A 24,990-nucleotide genomic window follows, 5' to 3' on the forward strand; every position below is an offset into this window, starting at 1 on the left:
CACCTACTTACAATTTTCGATCTGATCGTGATGTAATGCCATTCTTCGAGCGGAACAAGTGTATATTTTCCAACGCTCGACCTGTACCAATAGCCACACAATCAAGCGGGTTTTCAGCAACTACAACTGGCATATTGGTCTCTTCACTTAACGCACGATCTAAATTACGCAATAACGCACCACCGCCTGTTAGTACGATGCCACGATCCATAATATCGGCAGCAAGCTCAGGTGGTGATTGTTCTAATGTGTTCTTAACCGATTCAATAATCGTTGTAACTGTATCCGATAATGCTGCAGAGATTTCGTCCGCTGTCACTGTAATTGTTTTCGGTAAACCCGTTAATAAATCACGACCACGAATGTCCATATCATCTACACCTTCAGAATCACCAGCTGAACCAACCTCGACTTTTAGTGATTCTGCCGTTCGTTCACCAATCATTAAATTATACGTTTTCTTAACGTATTGGATAATAGCATCATCCATTTCGTCACCAGCAACTCGAATGGATTGACTTGTCACAATACCACCTAATGAAATGATCGCTACTTCAGTAGTACCTCCACCAATATCAACAACCATACTGCCCGTCGGCTCCCAAACAGGCAGCTCAGCACCAATTGCAGCAGCAAAAGGCTCTTCTAATGTATATGCTTCTTTCGCTCCCGCTTGCTTCGTTGCATCTTCAACCGCACGCTTTTCGACGGCTGTAATACCTGATGGAACACAAACCATCACAGATGGTTTACGAGTAAATAGTGAACGAGTTTTCAATGCTTGACGAATAAAATACTTCAGCATCGTTGCCGTCGTATCGAAATCAGCAATAACCCCATCCTTCATTGGTCGAACCGCTACAATATTACCAGGCGTACGTCCGATCATATTCTTTGCATCATTTCCAACTGCCTCAATTGATCCAGTATCTGTGCGCAGAGCAACAACAGACGGCTCCCTCACAACAATTCCCTTACCTTTTGCATAAACAAGTGTATTAGCTGTCCCTAAATCTATACCTATATCTCTTGAAAAACCACCAAACATCTATGTATCTCCCTTCAATCATATCCAAAATCGTACGATTCATTATATCGAATGTTTACGAAAAAAAATAGCTTCAGTTCCCCGAGTTCTAAAAAAAGTCATAAGCTTACACTTACCATTCTCTATGTTACCACTCTTATCTCTCCTGCGCTATCCTCAAAACGGACGATATTTCAATTATTTTAAACGTAACCCTTCTCCTTAAGACTGATAAATCGTTGATCACCGATAATAATATGATCTAACAATTCAATCCCTAATACTTTTCCCGAATCGGCCAACCTCTTTGTTACATCAATATCTTCACGGCTTGGTGTTGGATCGTAGGGTCGATTATATGCGCCTTGAGAAAGAAGCAACACAGGTTTCATCAATCTCCCTCAGAACCGTACGTACACCTTTCAATGTATACGGCTCGCCGATTGATTCTATTCACATTTTCATTAAAGGTCTCTAAGTTTCAAAAATGTATATCCAACTTCTGTCCCATCCTTCTGTTTGTCCCAAATCATCAATCGACCTTGGCCATTCCTCTTCATTCTTAATGCAACCTTTCTTGAAGTACTTCTCCTTTTGCAGGCGATTGTCTTAACGAAACTTCCCTCAGCATAATAATACAGCAGTCGTAGCAGCGATCGATTAGAAGCAAGCTTGTAATAAGAAGTCATACGAAGCAATTCAGCATTAAAGATTTGAATAATACTTGATTCTGATTTGTTAAGAAGGCTAGGTCGATGAAAAATTTTCTTCTGTTCAACATCTCCATATCCTATTTTCCGAATCATTTGTTTCATCTCAATATAAGGAATTTGTAACGAAATAAAAGTCTGATCTCTACTAGCATCTCTCTTTACAACAATATCATACTGAAGAAATCTCGATAAGTTGCTCATATGACTAATATTCGTCTCAATACCCTTACTTACTGAATACAATTGGTTCATATGTTTTACTATGGTTAGCGCATCAAACTTCCTCCCAGAAACACCCATTCTAAAATGCTCGTTATAGCGAACATAATAGATCGCCCTTTTCATGCTTGTCCAAATTTGCTGAACAGCAAAATCAACCTGTTTCAGAAATATGCTTATACATATGCTTCGAACCATTTTTTTATCCGTAAAATCGTTCGTATGCTCCTTTTCCCATCGTTGCTCAATCGCTATAAGATCAATGATGAATGTAATAAAGCGTTCATCATCAATCTTACGAGAAAGGAAATTTGTTAATTGCGTGCTAAGCTCGACATCATTTAATCGAATAGCTCCTTCCACACACCACGTTACTTTCACAAATGTTTTTTGCAAATAAGACAATGCATCATGCTCATGTTCTGCTACAAACATATTTTTTTGCTCCAATGATGGATAAATATGAACCAAAATGAGTTTTAGGACATCTGCTAGTAACGGATAAATCGAATGAATATACTTACTATTTGTCAATTTCCCTTGTTTTAAAGTATTGATAAGCTCGTCCAGCATATGTGTCGATATGTGATGCTTGTATCGTTTTTGTGAAAGGACTTCTTCCCATAGTGAACGCTTATACAATAATCTATAGCAATCAACAATTTTACGACCTTTTCGTGAAGCATTGTGAATGACGTCTAGCTGTTGCAATGGATCTTTTGCCAACTTCATGACTCCTTCCATTTAGACGTTTATCATCAACCTTTCTCCCTTTCCCATGCCAAACTCATTACAAGCAGACTTTGAGTACTACGGAGAATCCGTTACCTTATGCTAGTATTAAAGCACTTAGGCAATCCCTGAATTATATGCTACATTAGTTTCGTAATGGTTAGGTATCCTGTTCGACGTTTTTCTCGACTCGAGAATAGTAAGATAGACTTTGCTATAGCTCATGTTCAGGTGATACATGGCTATTCCATCTTCATTGCCATATAACGATCGTAGACAATGGTGCACCCTACACCCTTCCGTCTAGGATTCAAGCAGTCTAGCCTTTACCATACATTACTTGGCCTGAAGAACGGACTCGACTAGATCGTTTTGCCGTCTCTTCTCCTTTTCCCATCATGCTATTGTCCCTTATTTCGTTTCCTCATAAGGTGAGAGGGTAGCCATAGAATCACGCAAAGAATTCTAAATCAATAGATTACTAATGAGGCATATCGTACAGGCGCACACCTGATGGGTGGTTATGCAAGCATATTATAGAAGCTGCTGAGCGTTTAAACGCTTCTTTGAACACCTCTCTTGGGTGCACAATGCTTGCATTCAAGCTACCAATGAAGACCGTTTTACGGAGGAGTACTTCGTTCTTAGTATTAAGGTAGAGACAATCAAAATGCTCTTGTTGAAGAAATCGCATATCTTCCATGACATAATTAGCGACATCTTCAGGAGAACGAATGACATATCGCTCTTCAGTCTTTAAGCAATGAATTCGTCGTCCAAGCTCGATGGCAGCTGCTAGTTCCACTGCCTTCACTTCACCAATTCCATTAATAAGGCAAAGTTCTTCAATAGCAGCATCTTTTAATTGGACGAGACCATCAAATGAAGTAAGAACTCGCTGTGCTAATTGGAGTACGGATTCATTCTTCGTACCATTACGTAATAATATCGCAATAATCTCTTGATTAGATAGTGAACAAGGACCTAACTTTATCATTCGTTCTCGAGGTCTTTCTTGCCGAGGAACATCTTTGATTAGTAAGGTTGATGGGGGCAAATGGGAACACTCCTCTCAAATATTAGGCTGTCCCTTTGAAGGATGCGTTCGATTATTTTTTTAGGAGGGGAGTGATCGAAAAGGATTGTAATGCGCGTATCGTTTTGGCTAGCGGTAACCCCATTACTGTATAATAGTCACCTTCTATACGTTGCACAAAATAAGCTCCTAAACCTTGAATTCCGTAAGCGCCTGCTTTGTCAAATGGTTCACCACTTGTGATATACCACTCGATTTCTTTTCGGTTCAGCGGATAAAATGTCACATCGGTCTTATCAAAAAACGTCGTCACCATATCACGAGAATATATTGATACACCTGTATAGACTTGATGAGTTATTCCTGATAATTGAGTAAGCATTCTCTTAGCATCTTCTGCACTAGTTGGTTTACCCAGTATGCTTCCTCTGTCAGAAACAACCGTGTCAGCTCCTAATACAACATCTTGCTCGTATCGCCTCCAAACATCTTCTGCTTTTTGTTCGGCCAATTGCATCACAAATTCATGTGGTGGCAATGGATCTACAACTTTCTCTTCTTTTTCACTTGCTTTCACAATAAATGAAAGCTTCATCTGCTCTAGGAGTTCTTGTCGCCTCGGGGAACGTGAGGCTAAAATGAATGGCTTCATGAAGGGTCACCTCGACAATTGTTTTACTCTATTGTACAAGGTATTAATAAGAATACCAAATTATGTGAGAACAAACAATAAAAAATCGCTGATGAGTAACTGATTTCTTTCATAAAATAAAACACGCAGTAGCTTCCTATCTAAGCACTACGTGTTAACAATTTTATGATGTTATTATCTTCATATAATATTATATCCTAGATTAGTATCATCTATCTCATTGCTTGAATAAGTTCCTCATACGTTGTAATTGACTCTAGCAACGTTTGTTGGCCCTTCCATAGTTTCTCTTCATCGGCAGCATTTGTAAAATCCTTCAAATGATCCTTCGCTGTTATTAACTGATCACCGATCGTTAAAGCTAAAGGCTGTACCTCCTCGTTTAATTGAGCAAAAGCTTGATTCCGTTCCTCTTGTAGCGAATCAATTGATGCTGATAACTGCTCTATTCTCTCATTCGTAATCATCGTTCCCCCGTTCAGACCATCAATCGATAACTGCACCATATCGTAATAAAGGGTCAATGCATTTGTAAACCATTCATACACCTCTTGTGCTTGTCCGGTTATATGATCTCCTTCTACCCGATATGATTTCAAATACGTATCTTGACCATATCCTTCATAAATTTCGTTTATTTTCGTTGCTTGAGCACGATCTCCTGCAACCCCAATAAACATATAGATAGGATCAGTACTAGTCGTTATCGTTGCAGCAAATCCTTGTTCTTGAATGGATTGCACACTTTTTTCAGCTTGGTCCAATTCCGTAAATGCTGCGCCTTGTACCACTTCAATCGCTAAATTAGGCATTCCTTCTTTCTCCTCAGAGAAGGTTGGAACAGCACCTGTTGACTGTTCTGACATCTGTGAAACATTCATATCATTTCCCGTAAACATATTTAAAATGACAAGACCGAGGCTTACACCAACGATGATCGCAGATCCTAGTGCAGCAACTAGCATATAAGGGAACGTTTGGGATTGAGAGTGGGGCTTTTTCTTTCTTTTATATGGAATTTTCGGACTTTTCTCGCGATTCCCATCATCCCAATAAGGCTGCTCATTTCGCTGACGTACCTCCTGCTTTTCTCCAAAATCAATGACATTATCTGGGGGCGGAATAAAGGCATATTGGTTATCTTCTTTTTCGTTTGTAGCTGCGACTGTCCTTTCTTGAACATGACGTTCTTTACCGTTTAGACGTACAGAGATTGACCGCTTCTTTTGCTCCAACTTTCTTGCACCCCTTCCTATCATTTGATTAACAGTTATAATTCATTCTATTAATATAATCGAATTGATAGAACTATAATTTAAAATATTTATTGTGATCAGAGAAATATATCGTATGCTTATCGTTTATGTTAAGAGTTTTTTACACAAACAGAGCTAAAACGGATAATCCAAAATAATTGATATACAATTCTAATAGTGAAGAACCGTAAAAATAAGCTAAGATTGTTCCGATTACAATGAATGGTCCAAATGGAAAAGGCTGTCCTTTTTTCACCTTTCCTACTAACATTCCTATTATACCAATGATTGCCCCGATTAAACACGAAAAGAAAAAAGCTACTAATACTTGCTGCCAGCCAAGGACCATACCTATAACACCAAAAAGTTTCACATCCCCTCCTCCCATTCCACCTCTACTAGCGATTGCAATAATCCAAAGCAATAGGAAACCTATTATCCCACCTAAAAGAGGACTCCAACCCGAAGTCAGCGGAGCAATCGTATATCGCAAAATAATGAAAAGAGGAAAGAAAAATAGAAGCACATGATCTGGAATAATCATATAGCTAATATCACTTACTACTACAATCATGAGAAGGGAAATAAATAAAAGAGCCACAAAAAATTCAGGAGTTAAATGAAAATTCCAATAAGCCAATACAAACAAGAAGCCCGTTAATCCTTCAATAATTGGATAAAGCGATGATATACGTTGCCTACACATTCGGCAACGTCCTTTCGTAAACAAAAAGGAAAACAGAGGAATTAAATCAACAATGATTAAAGGACGTTCACACGTTGGACAATGTGAACGAGGGCTTATGATCGATTCCTTCTTCGGAACACGTAATCCAACAACATTAACAAACGACCCTACCACCATTCCTAGCAGAATCAAGTAGCTCATTATTACGATATTCATAGTGTATGTACCTCAAATAATTTTAATTAGGAAACTTTTTACTTGTTACTCTAAAATATTTGTTTGAATTATTACTAAAAAGGAAAAGAGTTAGTCATTCTTTACGAATGGGAGGAATGGAAAAACGCGAGTTGTATACAATACAGATTCATTTCACGTCACAAAGTGTGACCATTACTGAGGATTCAATTGATGTGATGCTCATACGTTTACATTTAACTTACTATTTTTATTTTATTCTATTATAGAAAGTAATTACAAGCAATATGAGGCCCGATCATATTAGTTATAGAGAGCTTTTTCAACTTTAAGAAGAGGCTGGGACAAAGTGGTTTAACTAAAAGACACGCCGAACAATGATAGATGGTGGACGTAAACCGCTCCTGAAATATACTTCGCTTTCCGCGGGAAGCCGGTGAGCCTCCTCGCGCTTCGCACTGCGGGGTCTCACCCTTGTCTTTTCATCCCGCAGGAGTCTACGTATATTTCATCCGCTACGTTCATCTTTTGTTCGGGTTTCCAGATAGACACTTTAGTTATGTCCCAGCCTCTGTCCCTTCACCTTTCCATTAACCATTTTCTTACTTCAGCTATGAAGTACAATGAACCACATATGATTAATAAGCTGTTATTATCTACGTCTTTTTCTCTTTCTAGAATGGCTTTTTTCCAATCGTCTTCAGCACGCACATCTCTGCCCATTAATGCAAATGGCTCGTACAAATCCTCTGAACTCGACGCACGAGGAAAAGGAAACGTTGTGAACGTCACATGCATTTGTTCATGAATGAATGGCTTCATTAACGATGTAACATCCTTTTCCTTTGTCATAGCAACAACCATATAACATGTATAGCCTGCATAGTGCTGTTTTAGCGTCTCTGCCAAAGCACGAAATCCTTCTTGATTATGTGCTCCATCCAATATAATCGTTGGATTCTGTTGAATGACCTCGAACCTGCCAATCCATGAGGCCGACCTCATCCCGTCCATGATTTCTTGTTCACCAACCGGAAATCCTTTGTCCATTAATCGTTCAATGACTTGTATGGCAACAGCAGCATTATCACGCTGATGAGGACCTTTTAACTGAATCGTGATATCACGTTGACTTTTTCCACTATATTGGATCTGTTGATCGACTGGTGAGCTGTTAATCATCGCAACTGTAAAATGCTCTCCTAGCTCATAATACTTCGCGTCCTTGTCTTTTGCGATTCTTTTTATGACCTTTTTCGCTTCTTCCTGTTTCACACCTGAAACGATCATTCCTGCTTTTTTAATAATTCCTGCTTTTTCTGCAGCGATTTCTTCTAACGTATGACCAAGTACGTGCATATGATCATATCCAATGGATGTGATCACTGAGATGAGTGGTTTCACAACGTTCGTAGAGTCGAGCCTTCCACCTAACCCTACTTCTAGTAATACAAGATCCGTATGAACTCGTTCAGCAAAATAGACAAAGGCTATTAATGTAATCACTTCAAATTCAGTTGGTTGATCATCTGTTTTTGTGACTAACTCTTCGACAAAAGCTTTTACTTTATTCGTACAATAAACAAGATCTTCTTCAGATATCGGCTTCCCATTCATGGTAATTCGCTCTTCAAACCGTTCAATGAATGGCGAAGTGAATGTTCCAACGTTATATCCAGCCTTTTCATACACATGACGCATGAAACTAACGGTTGATCCTTTCCCGTTCGTTCCAGCGACATGAACGATTTGAAGATTTCTTTCTGGATGATCTAACTTCTCCAATAGCCATTCCATCCGCTCTAACCCTGGCCGAACACCAAATTGTAACAGCCTATGTATCCACTTAATCGCTTCTTCTCCTGTTTTCATTCAAGTCATCCTCCCAATGGCGCCTAGCAGAAAGCTTCCTGATCGTTAATATCTTTTTTAGAAAAAGGGATCGCACAACTATACTAGCTAAGACAAAGAGAGCATTGAAAACGTTCGTTTCTTCCTCTTTTTTGAAATCCTTTAAGCAGTGTGCGAAACCGTCATCCATTTTAAAAAGCTTGATACGATTGAGTTTCTCGTATCAAGCGGGTAACGAGTGAAGCCATTGCTAGTAACTCAAAGGCACTGAAAAAGATCGTTTTAACTCTTTCAGTGGCCTCATGACATCACCTTCTCACCTTAAATGATGATTAATCCTTCAATTCCGAAATACGTAATCGCACAGCAGCACGCCTTGCTTCATAATCTTCCTTCTTAGCCTTTTCCTCTTCAATCACTTTCTCAGGTGCTTTAGCTAAAAAGCCTTGGTTGTTCAATTTCTTTTCTACTCGTTCAACTTCTTTATCGAGTTTTTGCAGCTCTTTTTCTAAACGAGCGATTTCGGCATCCAAGTCAAGTAAACCAGCTAACGGCAGGTACAATTCTACCCCCGTTAACACTTGTGACATAGATTTCTCTGGAGCAGATAAGCCAACAGCCATCGTTAATGTTTCAGGATTACAGAACTTCTCAATATAGCTCTTTCCACGATTTAGTTGGTCCATCACTTCATCTGTTGAAGCATGAATAAGAAGCTCGATTTGCTTACTCATTGGAACATTTAGTTCCGCTCGTGTATTACGTACAGAACGGATAATATCTTTTAATAAGTCCATATCCTTTACAGCTTCATCAAAGATCCATTCATCCTTCTTAACAGGCCAAGAACTAACGGTTATAGATTTACCTTTGTGTGGTAGATGTTGCCATATTTCCTCGGTAATAAATGGCATCATCGGATGTAATAATCGCATCGTCTCATCTAAAACATACGCTAATACGGAACGAGTCGTATGCTTGGCTGCTTCATCCTCTCCGTATAATGGTAGCTTCGCCATTTCAATATACCAGTCACAGAAATCATCCCAAATAAAGTTGTAGAGAATTCGGCCCACTTCACCAAATTCATACGCGTCCATTAAACGAGTCACGTCACCAATCGTATGTTGAAGTCGAGTTAGAATCCATTTATCAGCAATTGATTTTTCACCTGTTAGATCAATATCCTCAACTTTTAACCCTTCCATATTCATTAAAGCAAAGCGAGAGGCGTTCCATATTTTGTTGCCGAAATTCCACGTTGATTCAACCTTTTCCCAATAAAAACGCAAATCATTTCCCGGGGAACTGCCTGTCGATAGGAAAAACCTTAATGAATCAGCCCCGTATTTTTCGATAACGTCCATCGGATCGACACCATTCCCTAACGACTTACTCATCTTTCGCCCTTCTGAATCTCGTACAAGCCCATGGATTAATACATTCTCAAATGGTTTCTTATCCGTAAATTCTAACCCTTGGAAGATCATACGAGAGACCCAAAAGAAAATAATATCGTAGCCTGTCACTAGGGCGTTGGTTGAATAATAACGGTTATAGTCATTTGAGTCTTCATCAGGCCAACCCATTGTCGAGAATGGCCAGAGCGCAGAGCTGAACCATGTATCTAATACATCTTCATCTTGATCCCAATTTTCACTATCCTCAGGTGCTTCATGTCCAACGTGCACCTCTCCTGTTTCTTTGTGATACCAAGCCGGAATTCGATGCCCCCACCAAAGTTGACGTGAAATACACCAATCACGAATATTTTCCATCCAACGTAAGTACGTTTTCTCAAAACGATTTGGGACAAAGTTCACTTTGTCCTCTTCAGACTGTTGCAAATCGATTGCAGCATCAGCTAATGGTTGCATTTTCACAAACCATTGCGTCGACAAATACGGCTCAACAACCGCACCGCTTCGCTCTGAATGGCCAACCGAATGCATATGCTCTTCAATTTTGAAAAGAACGCCTTGCTCCTGCAAATCACGAACAAGCTGCTTACGACATTCAAAGCGGTCAAGACCTTGATACTGACCAGCATTTTCATTCATCGTTCCATCTTCATTCATGACGAGAATACGTTCTAAGTCATGACGATTGCCAATTTCAAAGTCATTCGGATCATGAGCGGGTGTAATTTTCACTGCACCAGAGCCAAATTCCATATCGACATAATCATCGGCGACAATTGGAATCTCCCTACCTGTAATCGGAAGCGTCGCCGTCTGACCAATAAGGTGTTTATAACGTTCATCTTCTGGATGAACAGCAACTGCTGTATCACCAAGCATCGTTTCAGGTCGTGTCGTCGCTACCTCAATCGAACCTGACCCGTCTGTTAATGGATAACTCATATGATAGAAGGCACCTTGAACATCTTTATAAATAACTTCAATATCTGATAAGGCGGTTCTCGTTTGCGGATCCCAGTTAATAATATATTCTCCACGATAGATTAACCCTTTTTCGTACAATGAAACGAAAACTTCTCGGACAGCCTTGGAAAGTCCTTCATCAAGCGTAAAACGTTCACGTGAATAATCAAGTGAAAGACCTAGCTTCGCCCACTGATTACGGATAAACGTCGCATATTCTTCCTTCCATTCCCATGATTTCTCTAAAAAGGCTTCACGACCAAGCTCATAACGGCTTGTCCCTTGTTCCTTTAGCTTCGCTTCAACCTTTGCCTGTGTGGCAATCCCCGCATGATCCATTCCAGGTAACCATAACGTATCATAGCCTTGCATTCGCTTCATACGAACTAATATATCTTGTAAAGTCGTATCCCATGCATGTCCTAAGTGTAGCTTACCTGTTACATTCGGTGGAGGAATGACAATTGAGTAAGATTCCTTATCTTCTCCTCCTGTTGCTTCAAAGAATTCCCCTTCAAGCCAATAAGAATACCATTTCGCTTCGGTTTCCTGTGGATTGTATTTCGTCGGCATTGAATGTTCTTGATTTTCCATATACACTTACCTCCAACCTTTTTCTATGTAGCTTATACTGAGAAAGCAAAGTGAGCTGAATCAGCATAAAAAAACTCCCTCATCCAAAGGACGAAGAGAGTTTGATTTCGCGGTACCACCTTTGTTTGTAGTCAAAAAACTACACACCTCAAACTGTTAACGGTCAGCTCCGGCTAGCCTACATTTACTTTCAGCATAGCAGCTCCTAGGCGACATTCAACTCATACATCTTAAGAAATCTCACAGCTATTGATTTCTCTCTCTGAAAGGTTCTGAGCTTACTCTTCCTATTCTTCGCAATCATTATATGTGATTATATTTTAGTTGATCTGTTTGTCTACGTCAAGAACAGCTCGATCCACATTATTACTTTCCTATACATCTTAATCACCCAAAGGAAACAAACCACATAATGTAGTAGTATGAGAAAGCTAGAAAGTGGGATGACCATGTTCAATAAACGATACCAACCGTATAAGCCTCCTTACCCTGGACGACCGAATTGGTGGTTAAAATGCAAGCTCATGTTTATGCAAATATTAGTTCCACTCATTATTTTCCAGCTCATTCGAACCTTATTATTTCCAACAACATTCGATGTCATTTTACTAACAATGATGATTGTCTTTTATTGTTCATTAAAGCTGAAATTATTTTAGCATAACGCAAATAACGATAGACACAGAAAAGATCACCTTCTTTTCTGTGCCATTTTGTTAAATGAATCACTGCTTTTCTTCATCTGGAACGATGATCAACTTTTGTGTGATTCGCTGCACTCGGCGCATCGACATTAATCGTTTTTCTAAACGTTGAACGTGTTCTAGCTCTTTCATCGATCGATGTGAATGCACATAAGCTTCCACTGCAAAAGCAATCGGCTCTGGAAAGTTCAAATAGGCACACGTTAAGTATTTTTCTTCTTCAAGTAAAGGTAAATGTCCCTCATATCTCATAAACCAGGTCAAAATATCATCATCTGACCAGTACCCCTTTGAAAAGCTATATCGGCAAAAGCTCGCTAATTCTCGTGCTGGTGTGTCAATCGCTGCCCGTTCAAAATTCAATAACAATGGCTCATTTTCATTATTAAAAATCGCATGGGAGCGTTGCATTCTTCCATGACAAAGCACGGTTCGATACGTTTCCTTTTCTAAACATAGTTCATACCATTTCTTTAAGTGCTCCTTCGCTGTTTCAGCCATTTGATCTAACATATATGCATGCGTTAAAAACGTTAATTCAAATGGTGACATATAGGTTCTCTTTTCTGCTTGATCAGCAAATCGAGTTAATTCTAGTCTCCTAAGCTCCCATCGTTGTAATAGTTGATTATATGACTGTTCCACATTCTCTTTTAAAAAGGGCTGTGTTTTCACTGTTAGACGATGAATCGCTCCAAGCTGACTAGCTAGCCTTTCTTCCTTCGATTCTCGTGCTGTATATTCAACAGGCTCAATCCAAGGCATAACATAATAGGTGTGCTGATGTGTTGATACAGTGTATTCTCCATATTTTGTTGGTAAAACAGGAACAAGCTTGTTATAACCATGCTTCGTTAGCTTCTTTAAGGAATGTATAAATTCATCTGCCTGATGCCTTGAAATGTTTGATTCCTTTAAAGCGAACACTCCACGATTTGTAGTCACTTTTTTTATTTTTCCTAGCTCTTCAATTTCTTGTGGATATAAATCATAATAATACAAAATTGATTCGTAGCTCATGTTACAGACACCTTCTTTTTATCGATCATCTTACTCATCATACGAACTAGCTGTTTCGAAATATCCCATTCCTTCTTTACAAGCTGAAACCTTTCCTCCAACGTTTCTCGATCGATCGCTCCATCTCCCACATTTATTTGCCAGTCGTTTAATTCATACGGTTTGAGCATTTCTGCAAGCATTTGAATCGATTGCTCTCTCTCAAGCTGATTGACTATTCCCTGCATTAGTTTCTTACAGGATTGCTCACCCTCTTCGACATACCAATTACGGAGGAATCGAGCTATATGTTCATATCCAACAACAGGTACTTCCATCGTACCAACCCAATATAGAACCTGGGCAACAGACCTCATTTGATCGGTGGACATCATTGGATCAAGATAAGGCAATGGGGTTGAATCTGTTAGTTCCATTAAGGCATTCGCTTTTTTCTCTCTCATTTCTCCTTCTCGGATGAGGAATTCACACTCCATTCGCCTATTTTCCTCTAAATGAGGAACATAGGAATCCCCATTTTCATAGAAGCATTTTGATACCGGTTGAGGAATAATGTTCGTCTCTGTTCTTAATCCATATTGAATGAATGAAACAATGGCTTTTGCAATGATTGGTTCTTGTCCGCTTATCGGATAGCGAGCAACCACTTCATCATGAGCCGTTATATAACCGTCTTCATGCTCAGCATATGGCTTGTGATTCCTCGTTCTTAGCATTCGATCCATTAGAATATAAGGCGTGTCACTGCAGTGATCACGCCAAGAAATATGCCATTCTAATAGTTGTTTATCTTCCCAATATCGAATTCGTTTTAAGCCTTTATCTGTTTTAATAAGCTCGTTATTAATGTACGAGACGTCTCCCCAGTTATAGTTTTCTTGTAAAAAGTCGATCAGCATGTTAAACGACCCCTTTATGATTCAACCGATATCGGAATATACAGAATCTGTCCTTCCTCTACTTGCTCTCCTTGAAGACGATTCATTCGAATCAATTGACTCATACTAATATCATAGCGTTGGGCAATCATTTCCAACGATTCATTTTCTTGAATGATACACATCTTCCACTTTGAAAATCGCTCCTCTCCCTTAGATAACATTTTCGTTAAGTAAAGAGCATTTTCCTCACGAGGCTTTTTTTCGTCGACTTCCTCAACATGACCATGATCTAATTCTTGCTCATTACTCGAAGTTGGTTGGTCGACCGTTTTTGGTTTCGCCAGCTCTTTCAATGGCGAGATGTGAATATTCATTTCCTTCTCTTGTTCAACCTCTTGCCATTCTTCTACAGGTTCTTCTAATTCATCATTAGAACGATCCACTTCTTCCACTTCTGCTTCACTAGCCAACTTGAGGTCATTTTCTGATTCACCCACGACTGAGCTGTTACTTTCTGAAGACGTTTCTTCTTCCTCCTGTAACTCATTGCCTTCCTCTTGATAAGCTTGCTCTGCAACCTGTTGTCTCACTTCCATTTCCTTTTCGATGCTTTGCTCCTTTTTCGCTTCAAACGAAAAAGCAGTCGTTGTCGCTTCCTCTTTTTTTTGCTCATCTTCCTTGACTCTATCAACTGCATCATCTTGTTTATACGTCATACCACTAATAGCAATATCAGCTGTTAACTGGATGCAACTCGGCTCAGGTAAATCGTAATCAAATGATTCAACTTGAACATAAACATCATCTAAATTTTGAATTCGATTACTTGGAATCGTTACGTCTATTGGGAAATAATGTTTAATTTCACCAACTCCGTTAGAAGACACCCTCACATCTCCTACTGATCGAAACGAAACCTGCTCTTCTAACGAACCTTGCTCAAGATCTACCTGTTCCTTTTCCGAAGAACGATATTCACCTAGCAGGCGTAACCCCCCTCGAATATAAACATGGGCATCGCGCTCTTCAATCATAATTTCGGGTTCTAATGACATCCCAATCACTTCTTCTACTTCTTCCCCTTTATTCAACCAAACGGATTCCTCAATTGAAAACGATAGTTTAGATGGATGTTCTAATGACACGCTTCATTCCTCCTTGTCATAATCATCTCGTGCACAGTATGATTCGTTCCCAGTCAGTACAATACCACTCTATGACAAGTCCCTTTCGTTTATGCTAACAAACGATATTTTTTATGAATAACCTTTTCAGAATGAAGCATTTCCAAGAAATTAATAAGCAGGTTTCTTACAGACAAACGTGTAACATACGAAGCCGATGGTACCCACAAATCCATTTCCAAATCCCATGTCTAAGCACCCATCTTATAAATTCTGAATCAAAAAAAAAGCGCATAAAAAGACCATTCATCTTTTCATGCACTCTTCTCATCTAGTTATTTTTTCAATAAAGCAAATGCCTTTCTTGCAGCTTCGATCGTCTGATCAATATCTGCTTCCGTATGCTTCGTTGATAAGAACATTCCTTCAAATTGTGAAGGTGGAAGGGAAATTCCTTGCTTCAGCATTTCTTGAAAGTAAGCAGTAAAATAGTCTAAATTAGACGTTGATGCTTTTTCGAAATTCGTAACTTCTTCATCCGTAAAGAAAAAGCCAACCATCGAGCCAGCTCGATTAATCGTATGCGGTATCTCAGAGGCAGTCGCAGCTTCTGATAGACCGTCAGCTAGTCGTTTCCCCAATCGATCAAATTGAACGTAATCATCCTCCGTTAATTGCGATAGCGTTTCATAGCCCGCACACATCGCCAATGGATTCCCAGACAAGGTTCCCGCTTGATAAATCGGACCGCTCGGAGCAATCCGCTCCATTATTTCTCGTTTACCACCATAGGCACCAACAGGTAATCCACCACCGATCACTTTTCCAAGACACGTTAAGTCTGGTGTAATACCAAAGCGACCTTGAGCGCAATGATAACCGACTCGAAAGCCAGTCATCACTTCATCAAAAATTAGCAGCGTTCCATTTTCTTCTGTCATTTTTCTTAACTCTTCTAAAAATCCTTGCTGCGGAGGAACGACACCCATATTACCTGCTACAGGCTCAATAATGACACCAGCTAAATCGTCGCCAAATTGCCCAAATACATAACGAACACTTTCAAGATCATTATACGGGACGGTAATTGTATTTTTCGCTACCTCTTCTGGGACACCAGGACTATCTGGTAGCCCTAACGTCGCTACACCGGAGCCAGCCTTAATTAATAACGAATCACCATGACCATGGTAGCAGCCTTCAAATTTCAAAATTTTACTTCTCCCTGTATAACCACGAGCTAATCTTAATGCACTCATCGTCGCTTCTGTACCTGAATTCACCATTCGAACGACTTCAATAGAAGGGACTCGTTCAATGACTAACTTCGCAAGCTTCGTTTCAAGCTCACTCGGTGCTCCAAAGCTTGTCCCTTTCTCAGCCGTTTCTTTTAATGCTGAAATGACTTGAGGGTCGGCATGACCAAGTATTAACGGACCCCATGATAACACATAATCAATGTATTCATTTCCATCCACATCATAAATACGAGTACCTTCACCTTTTTCCATAAAAACAGGATCCATTTTGACCGATTTAAAAGCCCGGACAGGACTGTTTACCCCTCCTGGCATTAACGGCTTCGCTTCTTCAAACGCTTGCTTTGATTTTTCAAAACTAGGCATGTTCATGACCTCCTCGCTCTTCACGCAACCAATGAGCTACATCTTTCGCATGATACGTTAAAATTAAGTCCGCTCCAGCTCTCTTCATACTAACGAGCTTCTCTAATACAATCTCTTTCTCATTAATCCAGCCTTGCTTGCTGGCTGCTTTTACCATCGAATATTCACCACTTACATTATAGGCAACGACAGGTGCACCAACATGATTCTTCACTTCTCGGATAATATCCAAATAAGATAAAGCCGGCTTCACAATGAAGAAGTCTGCCCCCTCTTCCAAATCTGATTGTGCTTCACGAATCGCTTCAAGACGGTTAGCAGGGTCCATTTGATACGTTTTACGGTCACCAAACTTCGGTGAACTATGTGCAGCATCACGGAAAGGGCCGTAGAAAGCAGATGAATACTTAACAGCATACGACATAATCGGAATGTCTTCGTATCCAGCTTGATCAAGACCTGTTCGAATGGCCACAACGAAACCATCCATCATATTAGAAGGTGCGATAATATCCGCTCCTGCCTTAGCTTGTGAAATCGCTGTTTTCGCTAATAAATCTAATGTTGTATCATTCAAAACGTTTCCATCTTCAATGACTCCACAATGGCCATGGTCCGTAAACTGACAAAGACATGTATCAGCTATAACCGTCAGTTCAGGATGATTTTGTTTGATTTGGCGGATCGCACGCTGAACAATGCCTTCCTCATGGTAAGCAGATGAACCGACATCATCCTTCTCATTTGGAACACCAAAGACAATAATCGCTTCAATTTGTAGATTCACAGCTGACTGTACTTCCTCATCAAGTAAATCCAATGACCATTGGAATACATTCGGCATTGATGGGACTTCATTTTTTACATTTGTACCTTCTGTTACAAAAATCGGATAAATAAGATCTTCGGTATGCAAATGGGTTTCTCTTACTAAATTGCGAATCGCTTTCGATTTCCGTAAACGGCGATGACGTTTAAATGATAAATCCATTGTTTTTCTCCTCCTTTACGTGAGCAATAATCGCTTCGACTAGTGCATCAATCGTATAGTTAGTTGGCATGATATCGACTTTCATCCCTTCCATAAGCGCTGTCTGTTTCGCAATCGGACCAATACAAGCAATTTGACTACTCATGTTTGGTAGGTCAATATACCGTTCTTGACATAATTGACTAAAATGACGAACAGTAGAAGAGCTTGTAAACGTTAAAATCGTTGGTGACTTTTGTAAGGCCCTTTCTACGTCTTCTCCATTAACAGGGCAATACGTCTCATAGACGATAATTTCCTTAGCGTCCACTCCTAAATCAGCTAATCCTTCTAGTAATGTCGCACGCCCTAATTGGCCGCGAGTAACGAGCACTTTGTCATTCGGCTTTAATTCATCTTTCAATACTTGTAGCAAGCTTTCTGCGATGAACTCACTAGGAAGTAAGTCTGCCTTTAATCCATATGACTGTAAAGCATCTTCTGTCTTTTCACCTACAACAGCAATGTTAAAATGCTCACGCTGTTCTCTAATTTGTTCCTCATAAGCGTGTATTGTATAGTGAACACCATTTGCACTCGTGAAAATGAGCCAATTCACTTCATTAAGCTGTTTGATCGCTTTACTTAATTCATCTTGATTTGTAGCTCGAAATGCGATGAGTGGTAATTCGATCGAAATACCACCCTCATTTTCAATTCGGTCGACCAAGCTTTGAGACTGTCCCTCTGCACGTGTCACTAAAATTCGCTGACCACTTAAAGGCCGTTTAGTCATTCTTGCTCAAGCTCTTTCTTTACTTGATCTAAAATATCCTTAGCTCCTTGATCTAACAGCTTTTCCGAAGCCGTCATACCAACTGCAACTGGATCAGAGCCAGAAACCGTTTCCTTTAAAAGAATACGACCATCAGGTGAGCCTACTAAGGCAGTCAAGGTGACATCATTATTGCTCACCGTTGCATAGCCTGCAATCGGAACTTGACAACCACCTTCCATTCGATGAAGAAATGTTCGTTCAGCTGTCACAGCCTTTGCTGTCTCATCATCCTGAATGCGTTGGAGCAAATCAATCAGCTCTTGGTCATCAGAACGACATTCTAAACCTAGCGCCCCTTGTCCTACAGCAGGTACACAAACAGATGGCTCCAAAAATTCCGTCACTAAGCTCTCTGGAAAATCGAGTCTTTTTATGCCAGCAGCTGCTAGTACAATTGCATCAAAACTCTCTTCACGGAGCTTACGCAAACGCGTTTCGACGTTACCGCGAATCCATTTTACTCTTAAGTCCGGCCGTTCTGCTAATATTTGCGCTGAACGTCGCAAGCTACTCGTACCGACAATGGCTCCAGCACATAAATCAGCCAGCTTAATGTGGTTATTCGAAATGAATGCATCACGAGGATCCTCACGTTCCGTAATGGATGCTAACGTAAAAGAGTCCTGCAATACAGATGGGACATCCTTCATACTATGAACCGCTAAATCAATTTCCCCATCAATGAGTGCTTGTTCAATTTCCTTGACAAATAACCCTTTGCCACCGACCTTTGAAAGAGTGACGTCAAGAATTCGATCTCCTTTTGTCACAATTTTCTTTACTTCAAAATCAAAAGGAACATTTAATGCCTTCAAACGTTCGATCACCCAGTTCGTTTGGGTTAACGCTAAATTACTTTTTCGTGAACCAATGACGATTTTCCTCATGCTCAACCTCCAATTACCAAGATTAATACCAAATATGAAAATTTGAGTATTGACCTGATAAGAAATAATTAATTAACAATATAAGAAAGCTAGCAATCGCAAGCAATGCCATATTATAGCCTCTTATCAATCTGACCACTCGTAAATATAAATAAACCCCATATATGAACAATACAAACAAGGAGCTAATCACCTTTGCATCAAGTAATGGGATTTGACCTAATTGACTATATCCCCAAACAAAGCCAAGAATTAGACCAATTAAGAGAAGCGGCCAAGCCCCTAATATCGAAAAGAATGAAATCGAATCTAGCTTTGACAAGGCTCCAAATCTGCCTAATTGCTTACCCCATTTTTTCTTTTTAAGCATATGATGCTGGATTACATACAGCAATTGGCAAGCAAATGCCACTGTAAAACCTGCATATGACAACATTATAATTGAAATATGTATAATAAGTAATTCTGAAGCTAGCAGCTCCGATAATGCTGGTGGAACATCCTGATCCGGTGTGAATAAGCTAAAGGTCATCATGCTAAATCCAATCACATTTGTAAAAAAAACGAGAAAATCGACTCGGAAATACCAATTAATGACTAATGACAACGTGACGATCAACCAAGCATAAAAAAATAACCCTTCAAATGGCGTTAGTAGCGGCACTCGACCTAACTCAAATAGCCTTACGATAAAAAAGGTTGTTTGGAGAACCCAAACAATAGAAAGCAACCAGAAGGCCATCCGATTGACCTTCCGGTTGTTCTGTAAAAAATCAATAAAATAACCAAACACACTGAAGCTATATAAAACAATCGTAATAGGATAAATCCAGTTCATATATCAGTCCTTCTTTCTTAAGAACGGACAACCGCTTTATGCTTCGTTGCTGCTACATGCTCCTTCTTAGTTGCTTCCCATTGCTTTTCTACTTTCAGAATACGCTCTTCCTCCTCTTGTGACGCTAATTCATCTTCAAGAGCAAAGATCGTCGTAAATAATTCTAATGCTTGATCTGCATCCTCTTCTCCAGCCAACTCCTTCACTCTCGTAATCGGATCACGAAGTAGTTGATTGACAATGCTTTTTGTATGCTTACGCAATACTTTCTTCTCTCGATCTGATAGATGAGGCAGCTTACGTTCTATGCTTTCCATCGTTTCAGCTTGTACGTTCAAAGCCTTTGTGCGCAAAGCCGTAATAATAGGTACGACTCCTAGCGTCGTTAACCATTGACTAAAATCCGCTAACTCGAGTTCGATCATCAATTCGATCTTTTCAGCTTCACGTTTTCGTTCCGATAAGTTCGCTTCAACAATATGCTGTAAATCATCAATATCATATAAATACACATCGTCAATTTCAGCTATACGCGGGTCTAAATCTCTAGGAACGGCGATATCGACCATAAATAATGGTCGGCCTTTACGTTGCTTTAACGTTTGGCTAACCATCTCTTTCGTCACAACAAAGTCGCGCGAACCTGTTGAGCTAATAAATACATCCGCCTCAATTAAAGATTGCTCTAATTGTGAGAACGACTTCGCTGCTCCTCGGAACTGTTCAGCGAGCACTTGAGCCTTTTCAAGCGTACGATTAATGACTGTAATCGCTTGAGCCCCGTTATCGTGCAAATGCTTTGCCGTTAATTCACTCATCTTTCCAGCACCAAGCAAAGAAACTTGCTTCCCTTGAAATTGTCCAAAGATCTTCTTCGCAAGTTCAACCGCGGCATAGCTAACCGAAACGGCATGCTCGCTAATTTCTGTCTCTGTATGAGCTCGTTTTCCAAGAGTAATGGCCTGCTTAAACACTTGGTTAAAAATCGTTCCAGTTGCTGCTTCTGATTGAGCTAATAGAAAACTCGATTTCACCTGGCCTAATATTTGTGTTTCGCCAAGAATCATCGAGTCCAACCCGCAAGCTACACGAAACAAATGTTCAACGGCATGTTCATTTTCACGAATATCTAAATAAGGAGTGAAGTCTTCCTTCGGTAATTGAAACCAATCCGCTAAAAATGTCTTTGTATAATGACGACCTGTATGTAGCTGGTCTGCCACAACGTATACTTCTGTACGGTTACAAGTCGAAACAATTGTGCATTCTAAAATACTTTTCATTTGTCTTAGCTGTAATAACGCCGTAGGAAGCTCAGATTGTTGAAAAGCGAATTTCTCTCTCATTTCAACTGGTGCCGTTTTATAGTTAAATCCAACAACAATAATATGCATCCTGACGTTCACCCCCTTCATTCATGTCCATACAATATCTCTTATATGCTTATTTCTATATTCGCTCGCAAATTGCTCTCTTCTTCTCTCTATATCACTCATATATTATAACATGTCTATGTCTAAGCTCAAAAAAATTTTGTGAACAGTTCATGAATCTATTCTTTTATAATAATCATTACAATTTAATAATTCAACCATATTGCTTATATTTTTAGTTTGGTCTAATTATTGGAAAATATTACGTTATCTTTTTAAATACCTAACATAAATTGACCTCACCGCTTTTAGCAGCAGCTCATGATAAAAAAGAACCTACGATCATGTCGTAAGTCCTTGACGTCATTTTGAACAATAATATAATATCGTTTTCCACACTTGCTCTTTCCCATATGCCGTTTCAGAAGAAAACAACAGTAACGGATCAGCGTCTTCTTTTTCCAAATCCTTTTCAATGATTTTGAGATGCTTTTGCCATTTCCCTTTTGGAATCTTATCACATTTTGTCGCAATAACGATAACGGGAATGTCAAAATGCTTTAACCAATTGTACATCATTTTGTCATCTGTAGACGGAGGGTGACGGACATCGATAATTTGGACAACTGCCTTGAGTAGTTCCCTACTTTCAATATACGTCTCAATCATTCTCCCCCATGCTTCTCGCTCAGTCTTCGGAGCCTTCGCATATCCGTAACCAGGTACATCAACAAAGTAAAGTTGTTCATTAATTTCATAAAAATTCAATGTTTGTGTTTTACCAGGCCGCTGTGATGTTCGCGCTAACGCTTTACGATTAATCATCTTATTAATAAATGAAGATTTCCCAACATTTGAACGACCTGATAGAGCAATTTCTGGCAATCTCGTCGTCGGGTATTGCTCTGGCTTCACTGCTACATGAGCTAAATCAGCTTTCGTTACTTTCATCTTTTTCTCCTAACGCATGCTCTAACACTTCGTCTAAGTGGGAAACAGGGATATATGTTAAATCTTCTCGAACACTTTTTGGTACATCCTCTAGATCCTTTTCATTATCTTTTGGAATAATGATCGTCCGTAACCCAGCACGATGAGCACTCATTGACTTTTCTTTTAAACCACCAATCGGAAGCACACGACCACGCAATGTCATTTCCCCAGTCATTCCTACTTCCTTTTTCACTTTACGTCCTGTTAATGCTGAAATAAGAGCTGTTGCCATTGTAATGCCAGCAGACGGACCATCTTTTGGTGTCGCACCTTCAGGAACATGAATATGAATATCATTCCGTTCATGAAAACTTGGATCAATTTCCAATTCATTTGAGCGTGAACGAATATAACTAAAGGCCGCTTCAGCAGATTCCTTCATCACATCTCCTAATTGTCCTGTTAACGATAGCTTTCCTTTTCCTGGTGCAACAGACACTTCGATTGAAAGGGTATCTCCCCCAGCTGATGTGTAAGCTAATCCAGTCACAGCCCCGACTTGATCCTCAACCTCCGCCATACCGTAGCGAAATCTCGGCTTCCCTAAATAAGCTTCAATTGTATTTTCAGTTAAAATAACTCGCTTCTTTTCCTTTGAAACGATTTTCTTTGCAGCTTTTCTACATAATGTAGCTAATTGTCTCTCTAGGCTACGAACGCCAGCTTCACGTGTATAATAACGCACGACCTTCTTAATCGCTTCTTCCTTCATTTGAAGCATTCCTTTTGTTAACCCATGATCCTTCATTTGTCTAGGAAGCAAGTAGTTCTTGGCTATTTGAATCTTTTCAACTTCTGTATAACCAGCAATTGAAATAATCTCCATTCGATCTAACAACGGACCAGGAATCGTCGAAATATTATTAGCTGTCGTAACAAACATGACTTTAGACAAGTCATACGGTTCTTCCACATAATGATCACTAAATGTATTATTCTGTTCCGGATCAAGTACCTCTAGCAAAGCAGCAGAAGGATCACCACGGAAATCATTAGCCATCTTATCAATCTCATCTAATAAAAAGACTGGGTTAATCGACTGAGCTTTCTTCATCCCTTGAATAATCCGACCTGGCATTGCACCGACATATGTTCGACGATGACCACGAATTTCCGCTTCATCACGAACACCACCAAGTGAAATACGCACGAACTTTCGATCAAGTGAACGAGCAATCGAACGCGCTAACGATGTTTTACCGACACCAGGTGGCCCCGCTAAACAAAGAATCGGTCCTTTGAGCTCTCGTGTTAGTTGCTGGACTGCTAAATATTCAAGCACCCGTTCCTTCACTTTCTCAAGACCATGGTGATCTTCGTTTAAGATTTCTTCAGCACGAATGACATCGAGCTGATCCTCGGTTTCATACGACCAAGGTAATTGGATGAGCCAGTCGAGATACGTTCGAAGTACAGAGCTTTCAGCAGAATTAGCTGGCATTTTTTCAAAACGATCTAATTCCTTTAAAGCCTTCTCTTTCACATTGTCAGGCATGTCGCCTTCGCTAATTTTATCACGAATTGTTGCGACCTCACCTGATCGTCCTTCCTTATCACCAAGCTCCTTTTGTATCGCCTTTAATTGTTCACGCAAATAATATTCTTTTTGCGTCTTTTCCATTGATTTCTTTACGCGCTGTCCGATTTTCTTTTCGAGTCCGAGCACTTCTTGTTCATTATTTAAAATTTCTATGAGCTTAACAAGACGTTGCTTTACGTTTGTTAACTCTAACATAGTCTGTTTCTGCATAAGCTTCAAAGGGAGATTCGCAGCGATGACATCAGCAAAGCGCCCAGGTTCTTGAATATCCTTTACAATCGTCACCGTTTCATTAGACACCTTTTTAGAAACTTTCGTGTATTGCTCAAACATCGTTAATATGTTTCTCATTAATGCTTGAGCCTCAGTTGTCGCATATGGCTCCTCATCTTCTAGTACAACGGCTTCAACATGTAAAAATTCACTCTTATCAATATACTTTTTAATACGTGCTCGCTTCAGTCCTTCTACGTGAACACGCACTGTTCCATTCGGTAATTTTAGTAGGCTTTTCACTTGTGCGATCGTTCCTACATGATAAATTTCGTCTTCTTTTGGATCATCAATGGAGATTTCCTTTTGTGTTGATAACAAAATCTCTCTATCTTCTTCCATAACCTGCTCTATCGCTTGAACTGATTTACGTCTTCCAACATCTAAATGTAACACCATAGCAGGAAAAACGAGTAAACCACGTAACGGTAGCAGCGGAATTCGTCGGATCGAATCGACCATCCGCAAACACCTCCATCCTATTCCGATAACTAATCCTAGAATATAATTCAGCTTTCAAAAAAGCATGATCATATACTCTTGTATAATTCTATCGTACCTTAGCACGTTTTGTCTA

Annotated in this window: 19 protein-coding genes, 2 pseudogenes and 1 other annotated feature; of the genes and pseudogenes, 1 reads left to right on the forward strand and 20 read right to left on the reverse strand. The window is 39.7% G+C overall.

Going from position 1 to position 24,990, the window contains the following annotated elements; genetic code table 11:
* Positions 1-7 precede the first annotated feature (7 nt).
* From MW695_RS19545 to MW695_RS19585, 9 genes and pseudogenes are all read right to left on the reverse strand, one after another.
* Positions 8-1,048, reverse strand: coding sequence for a rod shape-determining protein (locus MW695_RS19545; RefSeq protein WP_247107178.1), 1,041 nt, complete (start codon positions 1,046-1,048; stop codon positions 8-10).
* Between the two features lie 182 nt (positions 1,049-1,230).
* Positions 1,231-1,386 (reverse strand): annotated as a pseudogene (locus MW695_RS19550) (JAB domain-containing protein); the annotation flags it as partial.
* Between the two features lie 105 nt (positions 1,387-1,491).
* The gene (locus tag MW695_RS19555) at positions 1,492-2,685 is read right to left on the reverse strand and encodes a group II intron reverse transcriptase/maturase (protein ID WP_247107179.1); all 1,194 of its coding nucleotides are present in this window, start codon (positions 2,683-2,685) and stop codon (positions 1,492-1,494) included.
* 514 nt (positions 2,686-3,199) lie between these two features.
* Positions 3,200-3,748 (reverse strand): annotated as a pseudogene (gene radC / locus MW695_RS19560) (RadC family protein); the annotation flags it as partial.
* A 52-nt stretch (positions 3,749-3,800) separates the two neighbouring features.
* Positions 3,801-4,379: a Maf family protein gene (locus tag MW695_RS19565; protein WP_247107180.1), complete on the reverse strand. Its 579-nt coding sequence runs from the start codon at positions 4,377-4,379 to the stop codon at positions 3,801-3,803.
* 212 nt (positions 4,380-4,591) lie between these two features.
* A complete protein-coding gene (locus tag MW695_RS19570; protein WP_247107181.1) occupies positions 4,592-5,614 on the reverse strand; it encodes an SPOR domain-containing protein in 1,023 nt (340 codons plus the stop codon).
* 142 nt (positions 5,615-5,756) lie between these two features.
* Positions 5,757-6,539 carry a prepilin peptidase gene (locus MW695_RS19575; RefSeq protein ID WP_247107182.1) on the reverse strand — a complete coding sequence of 261 codons (783 nt, stop codon included), beginning with the start codon at positions 6,537-6,539 and terminating at the stop codon, positions 5,757-5,759.
* Between the two features lie 558 nt (positions 6,540-7,097).
* Positions 7,098-8,390: a bifunctional folylpolyglutamate synthase/dihydrofolate synthase gene (locus MW695_RS19580; protein ID WP_247107183.1), complete on the reverse strand. Its 1,293-nt coding sequence runs from the start codon at positions 8,388-8,390 to the stop codon at positions 7,098-7,100.
* Between the two features lie 311 nt (positions 8,391-8,701).
* Positions 8,702-11,347, reverse strand: coding sequence for a valine--tRNA ligase (locus MW695_RS19585; protein ID WP_247107184.1), 2,646 nt, complete (start codon positions 11,345-11,347; stop codon positions 8,702-8,704).
* Positions 11,348-11,430: 83 nt separating this feature from the next.
* Positions 11,431-11,651, reverse strand: a binding site (T-box leader).
* 118 nt (positions 11,652-11,769) lie between these two features.
* On the opposite strand from MW695_RS19585, the gene MW695_RS19590 reads away from it, so the two are divergent.
* On the forward strand, positions 11,770-12,006 hold the full coding sequence (locus MW695_RS19590; RefSeq protein ID WP_247107185.1) for a hypothetical protein: 237 nt from the start codon (positions 11,770-11,772) through the stop codon (positions 12,004-12,006).
* A gap of 66 nt (positions 12,007-12,072) precedes the next feature.
* On the opposite strand, the gene ysxE is transcribed toward MW695_RS19590, so the two are convergent.
* The 11 genes from ysxE to lon all read right to left on the reverse strand — a co-directional run bounded on the left by ysxE (position 12,073) and on the right by lon (position 24,875).
* A complete protein-coding gene (ysxE, locus tag MW695_RS19595) occupies positions 12,073-13,071 on the reverse strand; it encodes a spore coat protein YsxE (protein ID WP_247107186.1) in 999 nt (332 codons plus the stop codon).
* Complete coding sequence (locus MW695_RS19600; RefSeq protein ID WP_247107187.1) at positions 13,068-13,970, reverse strand: hypothetical protein; 903 nt, start codon at positions 13,968-13,970, stop codon at positions 13,068-13,070. The genes ysxE and MW695_RS19600 overlap by 4 nt, the downstream gene beginning before the upstream one ends.
* 14 nt (positions 13,971-13,984) lie before the next feature.
* Complete coding sequence (spoVID, locus tag MW695_RS19605) at positions 13,985-15,097, reverse strand: stage VI sporulation protein D (RefSeq protein WP_247107188.1); 1,113 nt, start codon at positions 15,095-15,097, stop codon at positions 13,985-13,987.
* A gap of 314 nt (positions 15,098-15,411) precedes the next feature.
* On the reverse strand, positions 15,412-16,701 hold the full coding sequence (hemL, locus tag MW695_RS19610) for a glutamate-1-semialdehyde 2,1-aminomutase (protein WP_247107189.1): 1,290 nt from the start codon (positions 16,699-16,701) through the stop codon (positions 15,412-15,414).
* Positions 16,694-17,692, reverse strand: a complete 999-nt coding sequence (hemB, locus tag MW695_RS19615) for a porphobilinogen synthase (RefSeq protein WP_247107190.1) — start codon at positions 17,690-17,692, stop codon at positions 16,694-16,696. The genes hemL and hemB overlap by 8 nt, the downstream gene beginning before the upstream one ends.
* Positions 17,676-18,467 (reverse strand): uroporphyrinogen-III synthase, encoded by a 792-nt coding sequence (locus MW695_RS19620; RefSeq protein ID WP_247107191.1) that lies wholly within the window; start codon positions 18,465-18,467, stop codon positions 17,676-17,678. Before MW695_RS19620 ends, hemB begins: the two co-directional genes overlap by 17 nt.
* A complete protein-coding gene (hemC, locus tag MW695_RS19625; RefSeq protein WP_247107192.1) occupies positions 18,464-19,396 on the reverse strand; it encodes a hydroxymethylbilane synthase in 933 nt (310 codons plus the stop codon). Before hemC ends, MW695_RS19620 begins: the two co-directional genes overlap by 4 nt.
* A gap of 22 nt (positions 19,397-19,418) precedes the next feature.
* Positions 19,419-20,234, reverse strand: a complete 816-nt coding sequence (locus MW695_RS19630; protein ID WP_247107193.1) for a cytochrome C assembly family protein — start codon at positions 20,232-20,234, stop codon at positions 19,419-19,421.
* 17 nt (positions 20,235-20,251) lie between these two features.
* Positions 20,252-21,628, reverse strand: coding sequence for a glutamyl-tRNA reductase (gene hemA, locus MW695_RS19635; protein ID WP_247107194.1), 1,377 nt, complete (start codon positions 21,626-21,628; stop codon positions 20,252-20,254).
* A gap of 342 nt (positions 21,629-21,970) precedes the next feature.
* The gene (yihA, locus tag MW695_RS19640) at positions 21,971-22,558 is read right to left on the reverse strand and encodes a ribosome biogenesis GTP-binding protein YihA/YsxC (protein ID WP_247107195.1); all 588 of its coding nucleotides are present in this window, start codon (positions 22,556-22,558) and stop codon (positions 21,971-21,973) included.
* Complete coding sequence (lon, locus tag MW695_RS19645; RefSeq protein WP_247107196.1) at positions 22,539-24,875, reverse strand: endopeptidase La; 2,337 nt, start codon at positions 24,873-24,875, stop codon at positions 22,539-22,541. Before lon ends, yihA begins: the two co-directional genes overlap by 20 nt.
* Positions 24,876-24,990 lie beyond the last annotated feature (115 nt).

The organism is Halalkalibacter sp. APA_J-10(15), from assembly GCF_023017105.1.
GTDB lineage: Bacteria > Bacillota > Bacilli > Bacillales > Bacillaceae_D > Halalkalibacter.

What these genes read in the sequence shown, in the direction of transcription:
- MW695_RS19545 (WP_247107178.1), bottom strand. Translation starts at nt 1,048, where the DNA reads ATGTTTGGTGGTTTTTCAAGAGATATAGGTATAGATTTAGGGACAGCT.
- MW695_RS19565 (WP_247107180.1), bottom strand. Translation starts at nt 4,379, where the DNA reads ATGAAGCCATTCATTTTAGCCTCACGTTCCCCGAGGCGACAAGAACTC.
- MW695_RS19575 (WP_247107182.1), bottom strand. Translation starts at nt 6,539, where the DNA reads ATGAATATCGTAATAATGAGCTACTTGATTCTGCTAGGAATGGTGGTA.
- MW695_RS19580 (WP_247107183.1), bottom strand. Translation starts at nt 8,390, where the DNA reads ATGAAAACAGGAGAAGAAGCGATTAAGTGGATACATAGGCTGTTACAA.
- MW695_RS19585 (WP_247107184.1), bottom strand. Translation starts at nt 11,347, where the DNA reads ATGGAAAATCAAGAACATTCAATGCCGACGAAATACAATCCACAGGAA.
- MW695_RS19590 (WP_247107185.1), top strand. Translation starts at nt 11,770, where the DNA reads ATGAGAAAGCTAGAAAGTGGGATGACCATGTTCAATAAACGATACCAA.
- ysxE (WP_247107186.1), bottom strand. Translation starts at nt 13,071, where the DNA reads ATGAGCTACGAATCAATTTTGTATTATTATGATTTATATCCACAAGAA.
- MW695_RS19600 (WP_247107187.1), bottom strand. Translation starts at nt 13,970, where the DNA reads ATGCTGATCGACTTTTTACAAGAAAACTATAACTGGGGAGACGTCTCG.
- hemL (WP_247107189.1), bottom strand. Translation starts at nt 16,701, where the DNA reads ATGCCTAGTTTTGAAAAATCAAAGCAAGCGTTTGAAGAAGCGAAGCCG.
- hemB (WP_247107190.1), bottom strand. Translation starts at nt 17,692, where the DNA reads ATGGATTTATCATTTAAACGTCATCGCCGTTTACGGAAATCGAAAGCG.
- MW695_RS19620 (WP_247107191.1), bottom strand. Translation starts at nt 18,467, where the DNA reads ATGACTAAACGGCCTTTAAGTGGTCAGCGAATTTTAGTGACACGTGCA.
- hemC (WP_247107192.1), bottom strand. Translation starts at nt 19,396, where the DNA reads ATGAGGAAAATCGTCATTGGTTCACGAAAAAGTAATTTAGCGTTAACC.
- MW695_RS19630 (WP_247107193.1), bottom strand. Translation starts at nt 20,234, where the DNA reads ATGAACTGGATTTATCCTATTACGATTGTTTTATATAGCTTCAGTGTG.
- hemA (WP_247107194.1), bottom strand. Translation starts at nt 21,628, where the DNA reads ATGCATATTATTGTTGTTGGATTTAACTATAAAACGGCACCAGTTGAA.
- yihA (WP_247107195.1), bottom strand. Translation starts at nt 22,558, where the DNA reads ATGAAAGTAACGAAAGCTGATTTAGCTCATGTAGCAGTGAAGCCAGAG.
- lon (WP_247107196.1), bottom strand. Translation starts at nt 24,875, where the DNA reads ATGGTCGATTCGATCCGACGAATTCCGCTGCTACCGTTACGTGGTTTA.